Source organism: Curtobacterium sp. MCBA15_012 (assembly GCF_001864935.2).
GTDB lineage: Bacteria > Actinomycetota > Actinomycetes > Actinomycetales > Microbacteriaceae > Curtobacterium.
Map to the genome: position 1 here is coordinate 2,796,014 of NZ_CP126267.1, position 21,363 is coordinate 2,817,376.

The following is a 21,363-nucleotide window of genomic DNA, read 5'->3' on the forward strand; positions in this document are numbered from 1 at the left end:
CGGTGCCGTGTGAACTCCGCGTGACGTGTTGCGGCACCCCCTGGCGTGTTGCTGAGGGATTTCGTAGGTTCGTCGCCGATGAACACCCACACCTCCCCACGCCGTCGGCGCCTGGTCGGTACCGCGACCCTCGCGACCGCCGGTGTCCTCGTAGCCCTGTCAGCCCCGTCCGCCGCCCTCGCCGCCGACGGTGACGTGACGATCGACCTCTACAACGTGAACGACTTCCACGGTCGGATCGCCCAGTCCATCTCGGTGACGTCCGGCAAGCCGACGCCGCGGGACGGCGACGCAGCCGGCGCGGCCGTCCTCGCCGGCGCACTGGACCGGTTCCGCGGCGCCGACCCGTCGCGGTCGGCGTTCGTCAGCTCCGGCGACAACATCGGTGGTTCGACGTTCGAGTCCTTCATCCAGCAGGACCAGCCGACGATCGACGTCCTCAACCAGATGGCCCTGTCCGTCAGCGCGATCGGCAACCACGAGCTCGACCGCGGTCAGACCGACCTGCGCGACCGGGTCATCGGCCCGGACGGCGCCCGCAACGCGAAGTGGGACTACGTCTCGGCGAACATCCTCGACGCGGCGACCGGGAAGCCGGCGTTCGACCCCTACGCGATCCAGGAGATCAGCGGCAAGCGGGTCGGGTTCATCGGCGCGACCGTCGACCTCGTCGGGCAGGGCCTCGTCAGCCCGGCCGGCATCGCAGGCTTGCGCATGGGCGACATCACCACCGAGGTGAACAAGGTCGCCGCGCAGCTCACCGACGGCGACGAGTCGAACGACGAGGCCGACGTCCTGGTCCTCCTCGTGCACGACGGGGCCGAGTCGCCGAACGTCGCAGACCTGTCCGGCGGTTCGGACTTCGCCCGCGCCGTCCGGGGAGTGACGCCGGACGTCTCGGCGATCCTGTCGGCGCACACGCACCAGACCTACGTGCACCAGGTGACACTCGCCGACGGCAGCACGCGTCCGGTGATCCAGACCGGTTCGTACGGCTTCAACCTCGGCCACGTGCAGCTCACCGTCGCTGCCGACGGGAGCGTCCGACCGACCAAGGCCGAGAACATCCGTCTCGTCGACGCGGGGACCTTCGCCCCGGACGCGAGCGTGGCGGCCACCGTCGACACCGCGGTGAAGGAGGCCGATCGGCTGGGTGCCGTGGTCCTCGGCTCCGTGGACCGCGACATGAAGCGCGCCGTGCAGACCAACGGCTCCGAGAACCGCGGCGGCGAGTCGACGCTCGGCAACTTCGTCGCCGAGGTGCAGCGTTCCCAGACCCAGCGCCAGGGCTCGCAGATCGCGTTCATGAACCCCGGTGGCCTGCGCGCGGACATGACCGCCGGTGCCGTCACCTACAAGCAGGCCGCCGCGGTCCAGTCCTTCGCGAACACGCTCGTCGTGCTCGACCTGACGGGCGACCAGATCCGCCGTGCGCTCGAGCAGCAGTGGCAGCCGTCGACCTCGAGCCGCCCGTTCCTCAAGCTCGGCACCTCCGAGGGCTTCTCCTACACGTACGACCCGCTCGCGGCCGCCGGGTCGCGCATCACCTCGATGACGCTGAACGGCACGCCGATCGTCGCCGGGACGACCTACAAGGTGACCGTCAACTCGTTCCTCGCGACCGGCGGGGACAACTTCGGCGCGTTCAAGGAGGCCGCCGTGAAGCAGGACAGCGGCAAGGTCGACCTCGAGGCACAGGTCGAGTACTTCACGGCGAACCCGAAGGTCGCGGTCCGACAGGACCAGCGCGCCGTCGGCGTCCGGGTCTCCGGGGTCCCCGAGGGTGGACTGCGCCCTGGCGACCCGGTGCGGATCGACCTGTCGTCGCTGACCTTCAGCAGCGCGGCCGACCAGGGCGGCACCGTCTCGGTGGGCGCCGGAGGAACGACACTCGCGTCTGCCCCGATCGACACCACGGTGGTCGACACCACGGATGAGCAGGGCCGCGCGACCCTGACGTTCACCGTCCCCGGGGCGACCGCCCAGCCGGGCACCGAGCAGCCGCTCGCCGCGCGTGCGGTCAGCCGGGCAGCGGTGGCTCCCACCGCCACGACGGACCAGCCGCTGGTCGTCACCCTGCCGAACGGCCAGACGATCACGCTCGCCGTGACCGTCCCCGTCGCGGCCGTCGTCGACCCGGGCACGCCGGGTGGCGGCGGCACGACCGCCCCGGGCACCGGCGGCACGGTCGGCGGCGGCACCGCCGGCGGGACCGTCGGCGGCGGGACCACCGGCACCGCCGGCGGCACCGTGCCACGGACCGGTTCCGGGTCCCTCGCGTGGACCGGTGCCGAACTGGTGCCGGCCGGCGTGGCCGCGGGCCTGCTGCTCCTGACCGGGGCGACCGCCGTGGTCCTGGTGCGTCGTCGCCGCCTGCAGCACGAGGCGACCGTCGAGGCGGACTGACACCGCGCCTCCCGGCTCGATCGCGGACGGGCCGTCCCACCCAGGTGGGGCGGCCCGTCCGCCGTGTGGGGGGCCGTCGGACGACGGGCTCGTCGCACCGATCGTCCGCGGATCGCACCGGGACTGCTGACGGTTCCACGACGGGGGTACGCTCGGCGTGTCGCACCGCGACGCGTCGCGCCGGGTCGCCTCCCAGGGCCGGACGGTGGTTCCGTTCGTCGGACTCCGTGACGCGGGTGCCCTCCGTCTCCAGGGAAACGACGGAGGGCACCCACTCACCCCACCCGGCGGCGGGTCCCGGCGCCTAGTGCGTGGTCGGCGTCCCCGCGTCGACCGGCACCCCGGCAGTGCCCGCAGCGACCACGTCCGGCGCCTGCACCGCGAACTGCGTCCGGTGCAGCTCCTCGTACCGGCCGCGACGTGCCAGGAGTTCCTCGTGTGTGCCCCGTTCCACGATCGAGCCGTCCTCGACCACGAGGATCTGGTCCGCACTGCGGATCGTCGACAGCCGGTGCGCGATCACCATCGCCGTCCGCCCGTCGAGCGCCTCGCTCAGGGCCGCCTGCACCGCGGCCTCGGACGTCGAGTCGAGCGCGGCGGTGGCCTCGTCGAGGATGACGACCCGCGGCTGCGCCAGCAGGAGCCGGGCGATCGTCATCCGCTGCCGCTCACCGCCGGACAGCCGGTAGCCCCGCTCCCCGACCATGGTGTCGAGCTGATCGGGCAGCGACCGGACGAGCGTCTCGAGCCGCGCACGGCGCACGGCGTCCCACACCTCGTCGTCGGTCGCCTCGGGCCGGGCGAGCCGGAGGTTCGAGCCGATGGTCTCGTGGAACAGGTGTCCGTCCTGGGTCACCATGCCCATCGTGTGCCGCATCGAGGCGAAGGTGACGTCGCGGACGTCGGTCCCGGCGAGACGCACCGCACCGCTGTCGACGTCGTACAGGCGCGCGAGCAGCTGGGCGATCGTGGACTTGCCGGCGCCGGACGACCCGACGAGTGCGACGGTCTGCCCCGGCTCGATGCGGAACGACACCCCGTGCAGGACCTCGTCGCCGCCCCGGGTGTCGAGTGTGGAGACCTCCTCGAGCGAGGCGAGGGACACCTTGTCGGCGGACGGGTAGGCGAACCGGACGTCGTCGAACTCCACCGACACCGGGCCGTCCGGCACCACGACGGCGTCGGGTCGCTCCTGGATGAGCGGTTCGAGGTCGAGCACCTCGAAGACGCGCTCGAAGCTCACCACCGCGCTCATGATCTCGACGCGCGCGTTCGCCAGGCTGGTCAGCGGCGCGTACAGGCGGGTGAGCAGGAGCGCGAGGGTGACCACGTCGCCGGTGTTCAGCTGCCCACCGAGCGCGAGGGCCCCGCCGAGCCCGTACACGAGCGCCAGCGCGAGCGCGGAGACGAGCATGAGCGCGGTGACGAAGACGAACTGCAGCATCGCGGTGCGGACCCCGATGTCGCGGACGCGGGCGGCCCGGACCCGGAACTCCGCGGACTCGTCGTCCGGACGGCCGAACAGCTTCACCAGGGTGGCGCCGGGCGCCGAGAACCGCTCGGTCATCTGCGTGCTCATCGCGGAGTTGTGGTCGGCGGCCTCCCGTCGGAGCGCGGCGAGCCGGCTGCCCATCCGACGGGCCGGCACCAGGAACACCGGCAGCATCACCACGGCGAGCACGGTCACGAGCCACGACGTGCTGAGCATGACGCCCAGGGTGAGGACCAGCGCCACGAGGTTCGTCACGACGCCGGACAGGGTGCCGCTGAACGCCTGCTGCGCGCCGATCACGTCGTTGTTGAGCCGGCTGACGAGGGCACCGGTCCGCGTTCGGGTGAAGAACGCGATCGGCATCTTCTGCACGTGGTCGAACACGGCGGTGCGGAGGTCCAGGATGACGCCCTCACCGATCCGCGCCGAGTACCAGCGGGTGAGGAGCGATGCGGCGGCGTCGGCCACCGCGACCAGGGCGATCACGACCGCGAGCCAGACGATCGTGCCGACCGCCCCACGAGCGGCGATGACGTCGACCACCTGACCGGCGAGCACGGGCGTCGCGACCGCGAGGAACGCCCCGACGACGGACAGGGCGATGAACACCACGAGCTTCGCCCGGTACGGCACCGCGAACGTCATGATGCGCCGGACGGACTCCCGCGAGAAGCCGTGCTTCCCGTCCCTCGCGGTGGAGATCTTGTAGAGCGAGCTCCAGGCCGCGCCTTCCATGCTCATGGTGTCCCCTTCCGGCCGCCACCGACCCGGGTGGTCCGGGGGCGCGGGTCGTCCCCCGTGGCGGGGACCAGGGAGTCAGGATACGTCGGGGGCGGGGACCGCCGCGGCCAGCGTCAGCGGAACAGCTGCTCCCCCACGTACGACCCCTTCCGCGGTGCCGGCGGGACGGCGAACACCCCGGAGCCGATGTGCGACACGTACTCGTTCAACCGGTCGGACGCGCCGAGCTTCCGCTGCAGCCGCGTGAAGTGCTCCGGGTCGTTCATGTAGGCCGCGAACAGCAGCCCGGCGTCGAGCTGGCCGTACTGGTTCAGTCCGTCCGTGTAGTTGTAGCCGCGGCGGAGGATCTTCACGCCGCCGTTGTTCTCGTGCGCAGCGAGCGCGACGTGGGACCGCGGGTCGATCGCGGTCCCACCGTCCGACCCGGCGCCGTGTGCGGCGGCGTGGAAGTCCGGCGTCGTGTGCTCGCTCCCGCCGGACAGCGGCGCCCCCTCGACCTTGGTCCGGCCGAACACGCGCTGCTGGTCGCTCACCACGTCGGCGTCCCACGTCTCCAGGTTCATCCGGATCTTCCGCACGACCTGGTAGCTCCCGCCCGCCATCCACCCGGCGTCGTCGTCGAGCCACACGAAGCGGTCGTACTCCTCGTCGGTGGTGACGTTGCGGGTGCCGTCCTTGAAGCCCATCAGGTTGCGCGGGGTCGACTGCGTGGGCCCGGCCGAGGCGCGGCCGAAACCGATGACCGTCCACCGCACGGTCGCGGTGCCGCGGGCCATGCGCGCCAGGTCGCGCACCGCGTGGTACGCCACCTGCGGGTCGTCGGCGCAGGCCTGCAGGGACAGGTCGCCGCCGGTCAGGCCGTCCTCGAGCGCGTCGCTCGGCAGGGTCGGGATCGCCGCGAGGTGCGCCGGCCGCTTGGACGCGAGGCCGAAGCGCTCGTCGAACACGCCGGGACCGAGCCCCACCGTGACCGTGAGCGACGCGGGCCCGAGGTCGAGCGCCTCGCCCGTGTCCGCGCCGACGCCGTTCCCGTGCGCGGGCTCGACGCTGCCGATCGTCCGACCGGCCTGCAGCTGCGCGATCGCCGCGGACCACCGGGCGAGCAGGACCTGCAGCTCGGTCGCGGTCGACGCGGTCAGGTCGAACACCATGAAGACGCAGTGCCGCTGCGGGGTCGTCCGGATGCCGCCCTGCGGCTGCCGCGCGGCGGTCGCGTAGAACGGCACCTGCTGCGACAGGTCGATCGACTCGTCGGCGTTCCCCGCGGCACGGAACGGGTCCACCCCGGTCGCGGCCGCGGAACCGGCGATCCCGGCGGCCGCCCCGACCCCGGCACCCGCGGCGGCGAGGCCGGCACCGAAGAGCCCCCGGCGGGAGACGTGCGGTGCGGTCACGCGGTCGCGACCTTCTCGGCCAGGCGGGAGAGCGGGTCCTGGAGCGCCTGCACCTGCTGCGAGATGCGGTTGGCGTCCTTCGCCTTCGCGGCGTCGTCCCACGTGGTGAAGCCGCCGAGGGCGTTGCCGTCGCGGAAGCCGTCCATCATCGTGTTCGTCGCGTCGAACTGCGCCGCGATCTGCTTCGTGAGCGCCGGGTCGACCTTCGTCAGGCCGGGCTTGAGGTACGCGAAGGCCTGCCGGGCGCCCTCGACGTTCGCGGCGAGGTCGACGAGGTCGATGTGGCTGTACGCCTCCTCCTCGCCGGTGACCTTGTTCGACTGGACCTCCTCGAGGAGCCCGGCCGCGCCGTTCGCCAGGTCCTCGGGCTTGTACTGCAGCGTCGGCACGAGCTTCGCGAGGAGCTGCACGTTCTCGGTCAGGTCCGCCGCGGTCTGCTTCGTCGACGCGGTGATCGCACCGGCCTGGAACAGGTCCTTCTCGACGGCGTGGAAGCCGCTCCAGCCCACGGCGTCGTCGAGGTTCGACGCACGCATGTCCACGAGGTAGTCGAGGTTGCCGGCGTTGTCCGTCGCGCTGTGCCCCTTCTTCACGAAGCCGTCGACGTCGCTCTCGACGTGCTCGTAGAAGGGCCGGGCAGCCGCGTAGTCCCGCTTCGCCGCCTCGAGGTCGCCCTTGTCGACGTCGGCCTGGAGCTGCTGGACGGCGGTCACCATGTCGGTGACCTGGCCGTCGACGTACGTCGCGTAGCCCTTCGCACCGTCGGCGAGCAGGGCCGCGGCACTGCTCCCCGCGGTCGCGGCGGCCTTGCCGGTGACGGTGAAGTCGGTGAGCTCCTCGGTCGCCCCGGGGCAGTACACCTGGTACTTCCCACCCGTGAGCGTCGCGGTGAAGGTCACCGGGGCCAGACCGGGCGCGAGGTTCTCCTTCTCGCCGAGGATCCGCTGGTCCTGCAGCAGCTCGACCTCGGTGATCGCGGTCGAGCTCTGGTTCTCGACCCGGAACGTGACGGGGCCCGCGGGGACCTTCGTGGTCGACACGGCGCAGGCGTCGGAACCGTCGTTCGTCAGGGTGATGGTGACGCGCGAGACCTTCCCGGTGCCGCCGGTGGCGTCGTCGGCCGGGGTGCTCGCGGCGCAGCCGGTGAGCGCGAGGGCGGTGACGGTGCCGAGGGCACCGAGGGCGATCAGGGGTCGGACGGTCCTACCGAACGGCATGGTCGAGGCTCCTTGCAGGGACGTCGGCGGGCGGTCCGCGCGACGGGTCGGTTCCGGGGGTGGTGGTCGTGGGGGCGGGGAGGCGGCGTCGGTCGCGCACCGCGAGCGCGGCCTGGGCGGCAGCGGCGACGAGCAGGGCGATCGGCAGCCAGGCGTTCCAGAGCCGGAGCTCGGCAGCGCGGGTCTGTGCGGCGGCGACGGCCGCGGCCGTGCGGTCCGCCGTGGCGCCGGGGACGGCCCACACGTCGCGTTCCAGCGTGGTCGTCCGAGCGGCCGGGAGGCCCCCACCGCGCAGCGTGAGCACGTCGCGTTCCGAGCGGGTCGCGTCCAGGACGCCCCCCGCGACGGTCGTGAGGGTCGTGCTGGCGCGGACGGTCCAGGTGGCGGCGAACGGGCCGGGGTTCGTCGACGGCGAGACGCCGACCGGGACCCGCCCGAACAGTCCGACGAGCTGGTCGAGCGTCAGGCTGGTCGGCCGGTCCGCGGACGGGACGTCCTCGGTCACCTGCCACTGGTCCGCGGTGGTGCCCGCGCGGGCGACGCGGCGGTGGGCCGACGCGGGCAGGGTGAGCCGCGCCTCCCGGCCGCTCCCGGCCACGCGGAGGACCGCCGCCGCACCGTCGACGGACGCCGTGACCGACGTGGCGTCGCCGGTGACGGCGACCGTGCGCGGCACGTCGGGTCCGGTCCCGGACGGGACGGCGACCGCGAGCACGACGGCGGCCGCGGCGAAGGCGGCGGCGAGGACCGCTCGGAGCCGCGGGACGCGAGCGGGCGCGGGGCGCCATGCCCGCGGCCACAGCGAGATCGCGAGGACCGGGACGACGTAGAGGACCCAGCCGAGCACCTCGATCACCCGCGGGTCCGCGGGGATGCCGAGCACGCCCGTGACGAGGGCGCCGCGCAGCGAACCGTTCGGCGCGAGCCACCCGAGGTCGACCGTGCGCTGCTGGCCGATCACGATCCACCCGGCCTCGTGCGCGTGCCGGATCGCGGTGAGCACGAGGCCGCCCGCGACGAAGACGAGGAAGACGCCCGTGCCGGTGAAGAACCGGCGGAGGTCGAGCCGGACGCCGCCCGTGTAGATGCCGTAGCCGACCAGGACCGCGACGGCGATGCCGATGACGGCGCCGAGGGCCGCCGTGCCGGTGTCCGCGGACGCCTGGAACGTGGCGAGCAGGAACACCGAGGTCTCGAAGCCCTCCTTGAGGACGGCCAGGAACGCCATGCCGGCGAGTGCCCAGGCGGTGCCGCGGCCGAGGGCGGCGGTCGCGCTCGCCTCGAGGTCCTGCGACAGGGTGCGGGCGTGCGTCCGCATCCACACGATCATGCCGGTGACGAAGACCACGGCGACGACGCCGATCACGGTCTCCATGCCCTCCTGCTGGGCCTGGGGCAGCGCCTGTTCGACGGCTTGGAGGCCGAAGCCCACGGCGATGCTCAGCGCGACGGCGAGGCCGACCCCGACCCACATCGGGGCGAGCGGCGCGCGGTTGCGACGCAGGAACGCGGCGATGATGCCGACGATGAGCGTCGCTTCGAGGCCTTCGCGGAGGCCGATGACGAGTGTGGCGATCATGGCGTAGGTGAGGCTAACCTAACCGCACCGCGATCCGCCACCTGCGGCCCGTGGGGTTTGATTGTTCTCATGAACCTGCTCACCCCCGAGGGCCTGGCGTCGGTGACGAACGTCCTCGATCTCGCGGGCGTGTTCGCGTCCGCGCTGCTCGGTGGATCGCTCGCCCGCACCATGGACTTCGACCTGTTCGGGTTCCTCGTCGTCGGCTTCGTCTCCGGCCTCGGCGGCGGCATGCTCCGCGACACCCTGCTGCAGAACGGTCCCCCGGTCGCGCTCGTCGACCCGCTGTACGTGCCGGTCGCGATCGCCGGCGCGCTCATCGCGTTCCTCGTGTCCTTCTCCGAGCTCACGTGGGACCGCCTGTTCACCGTGCTCGACGCCGCGGTCATCGGCTTCTGGGCGGTCGTCGGCGTGCAGCGCACCTTCGACGCCGGGCTCGAGTGGCCGGCCGCGATCATCATGGGGACGATCACCGCGGTCGGCGGCGGAGCGATGCGCGACATGCTCCTCCGCCGTGTGCCGGCGGTGTTCGGCGGGAACGCGCTGTACGCGACCGTCGCCGTCGCCGCGTCGGCCGTGATGGTCGTCGCGTCGCACCTCGGCTCCCCCACGATCGGGATCATCGCCGCGATCGTGCTGTCCCTGGGGCTGCGCTACGGCGCGGTCCGCCGGGGCTGGGGGCTGCCGAACGGCCGCGACTGGCAGCCGAAGTCCACGCTCGGGTCGCTGCTGCAACGGGGTCGGCGGCTGCGGCCGGACGCGATCCGGCTGCTGCGGCGGCCGGGTCGGCGTGCAGGGGCGGGGAGCGTCCACAGCGAGCGGGGCGGGGACGGTACCGGGACGGTGGCGACGGTCGACGGAGGTGGGTCCTGGGGCGGTCAGGGCGACTCGGGCGCGCGGGGCGACGCGGGCGGTCGGGGCGACGCGGGCGGTCGGGGCGACGCGGGCGGTCGGGGCGACGCGGCCGGTCGGGGCGACGCGGCCGGTCGGGGCGACGCGGGCGGTCGGGGCGACGCGGCCGGTCGGGGCGACGCAGCCGGTCGGGGTCGTGGCGCCGAGGGCGGTCCGACCGACCAGGAAACGCACTCCGGCAGCTGAACCTGTCTCCGCTGCCACCCCGGCAGTAGCATCGGTACCGCCGGGTATCGACCCGGTGACCGCCGCCCGCTGACGCACCGACACGACCCGAACGTGCCGGTCCGCCACACGGACGTCAGGTCGGGGACCAGGTCGGTGCCGCGCGGGATCAGCGCGCGGCGCGACGGTCCTCGACGGACCGCGCACGCCACCACCGAGCGCGGGGATCGCACCCGACCAGCTCTGCCCCGCACCGCCACGACGATCACGAACCAGGATCAGATGCGCGACGACGCCACATCCACCCCGCGGACCCCGCGCGCCGAGGTGCGGGAGCGCCTGCTCGTGGCCGCCGCCGAGGTCTTCGCTGAGTCCGGCCTGGCCGGGGCCCGGCTCGACGACGTCGCCGCGCGGGCGGGGTTCAGCAAGGGCGCGGTCTACTCGAACTTCGCGTCGAAGCAGGACCTCGTGGCGGCGGTCATGCAGCGCCAGACGAACCGCGTGCTCGCGTCGTTGCAGGAGGTCGTCCAGGTCGACGTCACGGCGGCACGCCTCGGCGATGTCGTCCGCGCCGCGTTCGGCCGGCACGACCAGCGCGCCCAGTTCGCGCTGCTCGCCGAGTTCCGGGGCTACGCCGTGCAGCACCCCGAGTTCACGCCCGAGTTCGTCCGGCAACGGCGCGAGCTGCAGGACGGGGTGCTCGGCCTCGTGGACCTGTGGTTCGACGCGCACCCCGAGGTCGATGCCGGGATGCCGCGGGAGGACCTCGCCGTCCTGCTCGTCGCCGCCAACGTCGGGATCGTGTTCGACGAGCCCGCGCTGCCCGGGGTCGACCCGGGCGACGTCATCGCCGCCGTGGTCGAGGCGGTCATCCGGCCGCGCTGACGACGTCGGTGGCGGCGGCTGGCGCCGCGGGGCGCGCGGCGCCGCGCCGCCGCTGCGCGGCGGGACGCCGCCGCTGCGCGGCGAACAACCGAAAGCACGTCGCACCACGAGATTCCGTGGCGCGACCTGCTTTCGCCCGTGCGCGCGTCGCGCGCGCAGGCGGCGCGCGGGGGCGCGCGGCGCGCCGACAGCGGAGCGCCGCCGCCGCTGCGCGGCGAACAACGGAAAGCACCTCGCACCACGAGATTCCGTGGCGCGACCTGCTTTCGCCTGTGCGCGCGTCGCCCGCGCAGGCGGCGCGCGGCGCGCCGACAGCGGAGCGCCGCCGCTACGCGGCGAACAACGGAAAGCACCTCGCACCACGAGATTCCGTGGCGCGACCTGCTTCCGCTTGTGCGCGAGTCGCGCGCGCAGGCGGCGCGCAGCGCGGTCGCAGCGCGCCGGCAGCAGAGCGCCGCCGCCGCTACGCGGCGAACAACCGGAAGCACCTCGCGCCACGAGATTCCGTGGCGCGACGTGCTTCCGGTTGTGCGCGGCGCCGATCGGCGTCGGCAGCGGCGGGCGGGCGCCGCCGCTACGCGGTGCGGCGGCTCCGCCGCCCCTCGTGCGACCACGCCGACGACGGCAGCAGACTCGGCGGGAGCAGCCGTGCCCGGGCCAGGCGCCCACGGGAGACCGACGCGTCCAGGGCGATCCGCGCCTCCAGGACGGCCCGGTGCACCGCACCGACGTCCACCGCAGCTGCCCCGTCTGGCGCGAACCGCTCCGTGTCGACCGCGTCGACGACGGCACGGAGGTGCGGCAGCACCGTGACCGGCATGCTCGGCGCCAACCGGCCGAGGACCGCGCGTGCGGTGCGGGCGGCCGCGGCGGCGTCGCCGGGCGGCGCGAAGCCGGGCGCGAAGCCGTGGTCGGCGACGTCGTCGAGGACCACGCGCCACGCGTGCGCAGCCGGAGCGCGACCGGCTCGGATCGCTGCGAGCCGCCGCCGTCGCCGTGTGACCCGGACCACGGCGGGCGCGGCGAGCACGAGGAGCGCGAGGACGAGCCCGAGCACGAGTCCTGCTGGACCGGACCCTCCGCCACCGGTGCCGGACGCCGTCGCGCCCGGGGCCGGCGATGCCGATGCGGTCGGGGTCGGGGTGGCCTCGGCCGGGGCGGTCTGGCCGGGCGCGGGCAACGGCGTCTCCGGGTCGGCCGGTGCGGGCGTGGCCGAGGAACCGGTGGACGGCTGCGCGGCGGCGTCCGAGTCGGGGGTCGGCTCGAAGGAGACCCACCCGGCGCCGCGGATGTAGAGCTCGGGCCACGAGTGCAGCTGCCGGTTCGACACCGTGTACTCGCCGTCCTCGGTGCGGTCGCCACTCGCCCGGTACCCGACCGCGATGCGCGACGGGATGCCGAGCGTGCGGGCCATGACCGCCATCGACGAGGCGAAGTGGACGCAGTAGCCCTCGCGGACCTTGAGGAACGTGTCGATCACGTCCATGCTGTCGCCGTCGTAGCCCTGCTCGACCGGGGCCGTCTCCGAGTAGGTGAACAGGTCGCTGCGGAACCACTGCTCGAGTGCCCGGGCCTCCTCGTAGTCGTTCGACCCGCTGCCGGCGACGCGCTGTGCCGCGGAGCGGATGTCCTCCGGCAGGTCCTTCGGCAGGGCCAGGTCGGTCTTCAGCTGGGCGCGGCTCGGGGTCTCGAAGCCCCGGCCGTCGGCGCGACCGAGCAGGCCGGACTCGGCGATCGTGTCGAGGTACTCGCCGGACGACGTCGACGCACCGTAGACCTCGTACGTCGACCCGCGCTGCGTCGTCGGTCCGGTCGACCGGACGGTGTTCGAGTCCCCCATCCACCGCCACTGCGCCAGGTCGAGGTTCGTCGACTGCGACGTGAGCGACATGGCACCGGCGGGCACGGGCAGGTAGTTGCTCGACAGTCCGGTGATGCGGATCGTCACGTCGCCGCGGTTCGCCAGCCGCGGGTTGACCCCGAGGGCGTAGCGCTGCCGGTCGGCCGTGGACGAGGTGCTCGCGTCGGTCACCGTCGGGACCCAGTCGCCCGTGCCGAACTCGTCGAGGTCGGCGAGCTTGAGGTACTCCGGGCGGCCGTCGGCGGAGCGGTAGCGCAGCACCTCGAGCTCGTTCGGCTGGCGCAGGTCCTGCCCGAGTTCGAGCAGCGTCCCGGGACGTCCGGGTTGGATCGGCGACTGGAGCGACCCGGTGACGCCCGACAACCAGCCCGCGTTGAGCGGCACCACGGCGGGGAGGCCGACCGCGACCACCAGGCCGAGGGCGCCGACCACCGCAGCGGGGAACGCTCGCTGCACCGGTCGTACCGACAGCCACAGCAACGCGAGGAAGGCGATCCCGACCAGGACCACGAGGACCGCCGGTGCGGGCTGCCCGGTGATCACGCCGGGAACGATGAGCACGACGAGCGCCGGGACCGCGGCGAGCGCGACGGTCGGTGCGATGGCCGCGAGGAAGAGCGCGACGCCCGCGACCCACCCGATCGCGATCGTCACGACGAGTCGGATCGCGTCGGTCTGCGGCAGCGGCGCGGGGTTGAGCCGGATGGCCGCCATGGCCTCGCCGAGTGCCCCCTGCCGGTCGAGCCACCCGAGCGGGTGCACGTCGTTCAGGACCGCGGCGGCGCAGGACCCGGCGACGAGGACCGCGACGAGCACGACGAAGCGGACGCCGGGGGCGCGACGGCGAACGGTGAGCAGCGCTGCGACGAGCACGGCGGCGAACACCACACCGGAGAGCCACCACCCGATCCCCTGCACGAGCGGACGCATCGCGAGGGCGGCGACGAGCACGGGGACCGGCGCCAGCGCGACGAGCCAGGCGCTCGGTGCGTCGGGTCGGTCGACGGCACGGTCGCGACGAGGGCCGCCGGGTCCGGACCCGGTCCCGGGACCGCGGCCGCCGACACCGTCCCGGTCAGCGACGGACGGCCCGCGCCCCGGACGTCCCCCGCCTGTGGTTCGCTCCCCGCTCACCGGAGGCTCCCGGGTGCACGGGCACCGGTGACCGGCACGACCAGGGTGCGCCACCCACCGCGGTCGAGGATCCCCCGCACCGCCGGCTCGGGCGGCACGATCGTCGCGAGGATGCCACGGCTCGACCCGCTGGTCTGCGAGACGAGCTCGGCCGCCTGCTCGGCGGTGATCCGCCCGGTGACGACGGCGGTCATCCCGTGCACGTCCCGCCCGCGGACGTCGGGCAGCACCTCGGCCACGTCGCGCGCGTCGGACCGCACCCGCACGTCGGCGAGCCCGACGAGCACGTCGGTGAGGCCACCCGCGTCGCCCGCGTGCCGCGAGCGGCCGTCCGGGGCGTCGCTGACGAGCACGACCCGCGACGTCCGTGCGCTCAGCGCCCGCGCGACGCTCGCCGCCACCACGACCGCGTGCTCGAAGGCCGCGTCGCCGCCGAGGTCGGAGAGCTCAGCGAGGTCGTCGCGACCGAGGCTCTGGTACGACTCCCGCCGCACGTCGAGGGCGATGACGGCCTCGGGCGGCTGCGCCTGGCTGGTCTGCCGCACGTGCAGTTCGCCGCGGCGCGCGCTCTGTGCCCAGTGCACGCGGCGGATCGGGTCACCCTGCCGGTAGGGCCGGAGCTCGCTGTCGTCGGCGGAGCCGCCCTGACCGACGCGCCCCTCGTCGGCGGACACCGCACCCGCGAGGGCACCCGTGTCGATCGCGCCGAGCGGGGTCGACGCGGGGACGACCACGACCTCCTCGGCGGCGACCACGGGACGGTCGATGCGGAGCAGGCCGAACGGGTCCTCGACGCGGATCGTCACGGGGCCGACGACCGCACGGCCGCGGTGCACCGCGAGCGCCTCGACGTCGAGCACGGCCGGGGGCACGTTCGGTCCGACGAGCGCGAGGACCTCGGCCTCGGACACGCTCGCGAACGCGTCGTCGAGCTGCTCCCGGACGAGGAGCGTGGAGCGGGGGCCGATCGGCAGCGAGGTCCCGCGCAGCGTGATCCGCTCGCGGTGCACCTCGCCCACCTGGACCATGCCTCGCGCGGTCGTCCGGGTCGCGCGCAGCGGTGCTGCCACGACGAGCGCCATCACGACGCCGAGCACGAGCAGGACGAGCAGGAGCAGGCCCGCGGACACCGCGACGCTCGTGCTCGAGACGAGGCCGCCACCGACGAGCGCGACACCCGACCCGAGGACCGTCCATCCACGCGCGGTCGGCCGCGGGAACGGCGTCCGACGCAGCAGCGCCAGCCCGCGGCGGCCGTACCGCGTCCCCCACGACCGCACGGCCCCGGAGCGCAGGGCGACCGCGGACGGCCCGTCGGGGCGGGACATCAGGAGCGGACCGGCGCCGCCGTGAACGGCACGGCGGTCTCCGACACCACACGGACCACGATGTCGCGGGCGGTGTCGTCGCCGCTCCCGCCGAGGCCGCGGGCGACCGGCACGAGCCGGTGCGCGAGGATCACCGGCGCGAGGTGAGCGACGTCGTCCGGGGTGACGAACGGCCGTCCGAGCAGTGCCGCGTGCGCGCGGGCGGCCTGGGCGAGGTGCAGCGTCGCCCGGGGGCTCGCGCCGAGCAGCAGGTCGGGATGGGTCCGCGTGGCCCGGACGATCGCGACGATGTACGCCTCGACGTCGGGGGCGACGTGGACACCGCGGACCGCGTGCACGACGGCACGCAGGGTCGCGACGTCGACGATCGGCCGGAGCGAGGTCAACGGGTCGCGGGTCCCGCGGCTCGCGAGCATGTGGCGCTCCGCGTCGGCACTCGGGTAGCCCATCGTGATCCGGGCCATGAAGCGGTCGCGCTGCGCCTCGGGCAGCGGGTAGGTGCCCTCCATGTCGATCGGGTTCTGCGTCGCCACGATCATGAACGGTGAGTCGAGCGGTCGCGTCACGCCGTCGACCGTGACCTGCGCCTCGGCCATCGCCTCGAGCAGTGCCGACTGGGTCTTCGGGCTCGTGCGGTTGATCTCGTCGCCGATGACGACGTTCGCGAACACGGGCCCCGGCGAGAACCGGAAGGTGCCCGACGACTGGTCGAAGACGTTCACGCCCGTCACGTCGGACGGCAGCATGTCCGAGGTGAACTGGATGCGGTTCACGGTCCCGCCGACCGATGCGCCGAGCGCCTTGGCCAGGACGGTCTTGCCGACGCCCGGCACGTCCTCGACGAGCAGGTGCCCCTCGGCGAGCATCACCGTCAGCGCGGTGCGGATCGCCTCGACCTTGCCGTCGACCACGGTGGAGACCGACTCGACGATGTCGTCGCCCACTGCGCGGACGTGCTCGATCGGGAAGGCGGGGTCGGTCGGGTCCGGCACGCGGGCCTCCTCGTCTCGGGACAGGTCCGGTGATGCTACATCGGGGCGGTGACAGCCACCGGTACGCAGCCAGGCAGGTGTCCGGGAGCGCGACGGTCGTCGCGGGACGGCCGGGAGGCGCGGATCGCGTCCGCCGGTCGGCCGGCGGTGGTCGGACCACCGGCCGGGAGGCGCCGGTCACGTCCGCCGGTCGGCCGGCGGGCCGCAAGATGCGGCCACTTCGACCGGCCCGTCGATCCACCTGCGGCTGCATGCCGAGCGGCATCGGTCGGCCACTGAGCAGCCTCGCTGTGCCGACCTCGGGAGACCCGGGTCTGGTGAGTGGCACACGGGGGCGGTGCAGCTCGAGCCCGTCGTTCAGGCGTGGCGTCCGGTCCCCGTGCGGTTCGACCACCCAGCCACGTCAGCGAGGGCGCTGTCGGTCGTCGATCATCCCCCGACAGCGGTCTCGACGAAGCCGCGCACGAGCGCATCAGCCCCGACCAGGTCGGTATCGGACTCGTACTCGAGGAACACGGCGTCCTCGACCTCGTCCCACAGCTCGTTGACCATCTCTGGGGACGAGCAGTACCACTCAACTGCGAGCGCCAGGTCTCGCGCGTCCTTGTCGTCGTAGGATGACCGGTCGACCCAAGCTCTGAGCTTCAGAGCCACGTAGCCCGGGGCCGATGGAACGCGCACCCGGTACCCACTCGGGAGCACGAGTTCCGCGGCGTCGGCGAAGACATCCTGAAAACCGAACACGCTCATCTCCTCCCGACGAGATGCGGGCACGACAACGCCGTCGGGTTCCTCGACAGCTTCGCCGAACGGCATGAAGTCGACGGGGATTTCAGCAACCAGGTAGCGCACCCCGTTGGCCCCCGTCGGAGAGTAGCCCGAGGTCACCCTCTCGTAGTCGGTCCACGAATCGATCGCGAGGGCGACGTCGACGTCCTGTGTTCCTCTCACCGGGAGATCGGACGCGAAGACGTCGTGGTGCAGGTGGTCTCGGGCTTCCGCTCCGATCACCATCAGCTTCTCGGACACGACGCCAGCTCCCTCGACGAGCTCCGTCACGACGGCGTCCACGACCGCCAACCGATCCCCCTCAGGCATCGACGAGCCCGGTTCGAGAGCGGATCTCCTCGGCGGCTTCTCGCGCACGGCTGTCGTTCATCGCCATCAGTTCCGCGAACACGAGCAACGGCGGCGCGAGCGTGATCGATGCATCGCCCGCGGACGGCGCTCGCCAGAACATCTCACGCACGAAGACGTTCGGCTCGCCGATGCTCCGCCAACGATTCCGGACGGCGACCATCGGGTCCCACGGACGGACCCAGACAGAGAGAGTCTCAGGGCTACGGATCCACGGCGCTCCACGCTCGCCACTGACCGCGATCTGGACGCCGTCGGCAGGCCCGACGTCCAGTGTCTGCGCGACGAAGCGGCGCGTCCGTCGAGACGCTCCAAGCCCGCTGGGGAAAGCCGCCACCCATTGATCGACGAAGCGGTCGCGCGACCGGCCGCCCGGCCATAGGTCGCGCACATCTCCCGAACGCTGCGACAGGTGATCGACGACCTCCTTCGCCAAGCCGATCGAGACACCGGAAGCCTCGGCTATGCGGCGGAGTGGAGCGTCCACCAGACCCGGCCATGTGAGGAGCGCGAACAGCACCTGCGAGCGCTTGATACTGAAGAGGTTGACGTCTCCAGGCGCGGAAGCGGTTGACACGGCTGCACCTCCGGGACGCCGTACATCGATGAGGAGCGCCTCGTCCCGGATGAAGGCGTTCCCGACGGTGTCGACGAAGTTCACACCGAGCGCACGGAAGCGGTCTGCGCTCTGAGTGGTGACCCTCGGACCGATGAGCAGCCGCGGCCGTCCATCCCCCGCAGGCCAGGGGATCTGATCGTAGGAACTCAGCGTCATCGACGGCACGATCGCGGCGAGCACCGGGCGCCGCCACGAGGTATCCCGTCGCTGCAACTCGGCATCCCAGATCCCGAGGTTCTGGACCCCATCGATCTGACCCGACGCAGAGATGTCCAGCCCCATGACTCTGAGGCGTTCTTCCACTTCTCGCACGATGCCGTGCGTTTCGGCGTTCAATGGGTCCACATGTTCAAAATAGTTGAACTACGCCTAAAAGTGAACACGGGCACGAAACGTTCGAAGCTTGCGCACGGAGCGCGCACATAGGGCGCGCGCACTGACACCTGGAACGACGAAACCCCCGCCGAGGCGGGGGTTTCGTCATGTGCGGAGACGGAGGGATTTGAACCCTCGGTCCCCTCAAAGGGGACTCCACCTTAGCAGGGTGGTGCACTCGGCCGGACTATGCGACGTCTCCGTGCGCTCTCGCGAACGCTCACCCCACCATACAGGAGGACGGGCGTCCTCTCGACCCGGTGACACGGCCGAGAGACCGCCGCACCACAACCGCCGGACGCACCGCCGCACCCCTCGATCCCGCCGGTCCCCTCAAGTGGGGACACGAGGGGGTTGTCGAGACGTACCCCGGTCCGTAGTCTCATCGAGCCGCGACCATCACATTCCGGGGTTCCCCCGCAGTCGCGACACAGCACCGGACGTCGTCCCCACGCGACCCGAGCCCCGCGCACCCGATCGCGGCGCCGGGACGGGGACGGCCAGGGGGCGCGGACCCGGTCCGCGCCCCCGCTCTGGGTGCTCCGCACGAGCTCGGGGCGCTCCTCACGGCGGGCGCAGCACGCGCGAGCAGCACGCCGGACAACCTCCCGCGCTCCCGCTCGGCCGGCTGCACACAGCCGAGAAGCGCGCCCCCGTCGCCGCAGTCCTCGCGCACACCGCCGCCCTCCTCACGCCACCGAACGGAACCGCCCCGGCAACGCGATGAGGTCCGACGCGAGCTCCACCAGCGCCGCGGCACACCCGTCGAGGTCGTCCCGCTCGGCAGCCGAGACCGCACGCTCGACCCGTTCGGCCCGGACCCGTCGCCCGACCACGGCATCGATCCCGTTCGCCGCCGCGACGTCGTCGGTGAAGAACGTGTCGAGCACGGGCCGCTGCGCGAACAGCCAGTCGGCGCTCACCATCGACCCGCGCCGCCGCAGGCACCACGTGCCGAGCTCGACGAGCGCCCCGGCTTCGGACCGGCAGTCGCGGAGCAGCCACGCGTCGAACGCCCCGGGCTCCGCGGGACCGCCGACGGGCGGGTCACCGAGCACGGCACGGGCGAGCCGGAGCCGCTCGACCATCTGCGCGACCGTCCACGGCGCCACGACGACCCCGACGTACCGCTGCACGCTGACGAGCCGGAGCGACTCGAGCGGCACGAGGGCTTCGCGCACCGGCGTCCGCGACACCCCCATGTCCCGGGCGATGTCGTCGAGCCGGAGCCGCTGCCCCTTCCGGTACACCCCGCGCAGCACGTTCTCGAGCAGCTTCAGGAAGACGGCGTCCCGGAGCAGCCCGCGCTGGATGCCGGTGGGGTCGCCGTTCCCCCCGGAGGCTGCTGTCGGTGCGTGGTCCATCCACCCAGGCTCAAGCACGACGACCACCAGTGCGTGCGGCATCGGGTGACCCGTGGACCGGGACGGTTGCGGTCGGCCTGTGGAGGAAGGACATGCGACGAGGGTCCCAGCACGGGACCCTCGTCGCAGAACATTCTGAGTACGAAATGCTACTTCTTGCTCGACTCCGTCAGGACCGACAGCGGTTGGGTGATGTCCTCCAGGCCCTTGCGCGCCGCGTCCACGCCGAACACGAGCGCGACCACCCCGCCGGCGATCATCACCGCCGAGCCGAGCAGGTACCCCCAGAAGAGCGGCTCCCGCGACGACCCGTCCCCGATGAAGGCGCCGTAGATCGCGGGTGCCACGGCACCGAAGATCTGCGCGAGGGCGAAGAAGTACGAGATCGCCTGCGACCGCAGCTCGAGCGGGAAGATCTCGCTCACCGTCAGGTACGCGCTCGACGCCCCGGCCGAGGCGAAGAAGAACGACACGCACCAGAACACGACCTGGACCGTGGCACTGATCGCGTCGGCGCGGAACAGGAACGCCGAGGTCGCGAGCACGAGCCCGGACACCAGGTACGTCAGGAAGATCATCTGCCGGCGACCCCAGGTGTCGAAGAAGCGACCGAGGATGATCGGGCCGAGCAGGTTGCCGATGGCGAACGGGAAGAAGTAGATCGACGTCTCCGCGGTCTTCAGCCCGAAGAAGTTCGTGAGCACGAGTGCGTACGTGAAGAAGATCGCGTTGTAGAGGAACGCCTGCGTGATCATCATCGTCGCGCCCACGAGCGTGCGCGTCGGGTACTGCTTGAGCAGCACGCGCGCGATCGTGAGGAAGCCGACCTTGTCGAGCGGCGTCACCGTCAGGGCCTTCGACCGGTCCACCTCGGGCAGCCGCTGCCCGGTCGAGCGCTCGACCGAGTCCTCGATCTCGGAGACCGTCCGCTCGGCCTCGTCCTCGCGGCCGTGGGTCATCAGCCACCGCGGACTCTCCGGGATGTGGCGTCGCAGGAAGATGATCGCGATGCCGAGCACCGGCCCGAGGAAGAACCCGATGCGCCAGCCGATGTCCTCCGAGAAGTTCGCGGTGTCGAGCAGGTAGATGTTCGCGAAGGCGCCGAGCGCCGCGCCACCCCAGTAGGTGCCGTTGATCGCGATGTCGACGTGGCCGCGGTACTTCGACGGGATGAGCTCGTCGATCGCCGAGTTGATCGCCGCGTACTCACCGCCGATGCCGAGCCCGGCGACGAACCGGAAGGCCGCGAGGAACCAGAAGTCCTGCGCGAGCCCGGCGATGCCGGAACCGATCAGGTAGATCGCGAGCGTGAGGATGAAGAGCTTCCGGCGCCCGAGCCGGTCGGACATGCGCCCGAACACGAGCGCCCCGACCACCTGGCCGACCAGGTAGATCGTGCCGAGCAGCGTCACCTGCTGCGTCGACAGGTGCAGGTCCGCCTGGAACCCTGCGTTGGAGACGATCTGGATCTCGAGGCCGTCGAGGACCCACGACACACCCAGCCCCACCACCACGCTCCAGTGGAACCGCGTCCACGGCAGTCTGTCCATCCTGGCGGGGACCAGGCTCGTGATCGCCCCGTTCGTCGCACTGCTCACGAGGGCGGAACGTACTCCGGGTTCTCAAGGCGGGTTGCCAGATCAGTCGCAGCTTTACGGCCTCACAGATTCAGGGAAGTGCCGTAAGAGCGGACGGGAGGCGCGTGGCGGGCCCGCCACGCGCCTCCCGTCCGCCGTGTCGGTGCGCGGGCGTACCGTCGGAG

Annotated in this window: 14 protein-coding genes and 1 tRNA gene; 3 read left to right on the forward strand and 12 right to left on the reverse strand. The window is 72.6% G+C overall.

Going from position 1 to position 21,363, the window contains the following annotated elements:
• The first annotated feature begins 78 nt into the window (after positions 1–78).
• Positions 79–2,406 carry a bifunctional UDP-sugar hydrolase/5'-nucleotidase gene (locus QOL15_RS12810; RefSeq protein ID WP_071247766.1) on the forward strand — a complete coding sequence of 776 codons (2,328 nt, stop codon included), beginning with the start codon at positions 79–81 and terminating at the stop codon, positions 2,404–2,406.
• 304 nt (positions 2,407–2,710) lie between these two features.
• On the opposite strand, the gene QOL15_RS12815 is transcribed toward QOL15_RS12810, so the two are convergent.
• The 4 genes from QOL15_RS12815 to efeU all read right to left on the reverse strand — a co-directional run bounded on the left by QOL15_RS12815 (position 2,711) and on the right by efeU (position 8,829).
• A complete protein-coding gene (locus tag QOL15_RS12815; protein WP_253181591.1) occupies positions 2,711–4,639 on the reverse strand; it encodes an ABC transporter ATP-binding protein in 1,929 nt (642 codons plus the stop codon).
• Positions 4,640–4,752: 113 nt separating this feature from the next.
• Positions 4,753–6,033, reverse strand: coding sequence for a Dyp-type peroxidase (locus tag QOL15_RS12820; protein WP_071247763.1), 1,281 nt, complete (start codon positions 6,031–6,033; stop codon positions 4,753–4,755).
• Positions 6,030–7,250, reverse strand: a complete 1,221-nt coding sequence (gene efeO / locus QOL15_RS12825; RefSeq protein WP_065961327.1) for an iron uptake system protein EfeO — start codon at positions 7,248–7,250, stop codon at positions 6,030–6,032. The genes QOL15_RS12820 and efeO overlap by 4 nt, the downstream gene beginning before the upstream one ends.
• A complete protein-coding gene (gene efeU / locus QOL15_RS12830; protein WP_071247760.1) occupies positions 7,237–8,829 on the reverse strand; it encodes an iron uptake transporter permease EfeU in 1,593 nt (530 codons plus the stop codon). Before efeU ends, efeO begins: the two co-directional genes overlap by 14 nt.
• A 69-nt stretch (positions 8,830–8,898) precedes the next feature.
• On the opposite strand from efeU, the gene QOL15_RS12835 reads away from it, so the two are divergent.
• Together QOL15_RS12835 and QOL15_RS12840 are read left to right on the forward strand one after the other, a co-directional pair.
• The gene (locus QOL15_RS12835) at positions 8,899–9,927 is read left to right on the forward strand and encodes a trimeric intracellular cation channel family protein (RefSeq protein WP_305404485.1); all 1,029 of its coding nucleotides are present in this window, start codon (positions 8,899–8,901) and stop codon (positions 9,925–9,927) included.
• Between the two features lie 261 nt (positions 9,928–10,188).
• Positions 10,189–10,791 (forward strand): TetR/AcrR family transcriptional regulator, encoded by a 603-nt coding sequence (locus tag QOL15_RS12840; RefSeq protein WP_065965222.1) that lies wholly within the window; start codon positions 10,189–10,191, stop codon positions 10,789–10,791.
• A gap of 574 nt (positions 10,792–11,365) precedes the next feature.
• Here the strand turns inward: QOL15_RS12840 and QOL15_RS12845 are convergent.
• From QOL15_RS12845 to QOL15_RS12880, 8 genes are all read right to left on the reverse strand, one after another.
• On the reverse strand, positions 11,366–13,603 hold the full coding sequence (locus QOL15_RS12845; RefSeq protein ID WP_139197508.1) for a DUF3488 and transglutaminase-like domain-containing protein: 2,238 nt from the start codon (positions 13,601–13,603) through the stop codon (positions 11,366–11,368).
• Between the two features lie 179 nt (positions 13,604–13,782).
• Complete coding sequence (locus tag QOL15_RS12850; protein WP_071247752.1) at positions 13,783–15,114, reverse strand: DUF58 domain-containing protein; 1,332 nt, start codon at positions 15,112–15,114, stop codon at positions 13,783–13,785.
• Entirely contained in the window at positions 15,114–16,106 is a 993-nt protein-coding gene (locus tag QOL15_RS12855; protein ID WP_071247748.1) for a MoxR family ATPase, read from the reverse strand. Before QOL15_RS12855 ends, QOL15_RS12850 begins: the two co-directional genes overlap by 1 nt.
• A 429-nt stretch (positions 16,107–16,535) precedes the next feature.
• Entirely contained in the window at positions 16,536–17,252 is a 717-nt protein-coding gene (locus QOL15_RS12860) for a hypothetical protein (protein WP_305405906.1), read from the reverse strand.
• A complete protein-coding gene (locus tag QOL15_RS12865; protein WP_139197506.1) occupies positions 17,197–18,198 on the reverse strand; it encodes a type IV toxin-antitoxin system AbiEi family antitoxin in 1,002 nt (333 codons plus the stop codon). The genes QOL15_RS12860 and QOL15_RS12865 overlap by 56 nt, the downstream gene beginning before the upstream one ends.
• Positions 18,199–18,349: 151 nt before the next feature.
• Positions 18,350–18,439 (reverse strand) — tRNA-Ser (locus QOL15_RS12870).
• A 487-nt stretch (positions 18,440–18,926) separates the two neighbouring features.
• Positions 18,927–19,601, reverse strand: coding sequence for a GntR family transcriptional regulator (locus QOL15_RS12875; RefSeq protein WP_065963789.1), 675 nt, complete (start codon positions 19,599–19,601; stop codon positions 18,927–18,929).
• A gap of 149 nt (positions 19,602–19,750) precedes the next feature.
• On the reverse strand, positions 19,751–21,199 hold the full coding sequence (locus tag QOL15_RS12880; RefSeq protein WP_366556886.1) for an MFS transporter: 1,449 nt from the start codon (positions 21,197–21,199) through the stop codon (positions 19,751–19,753).
• Positions 21,200–21,363: the final 164 nt, after the last annotated feature.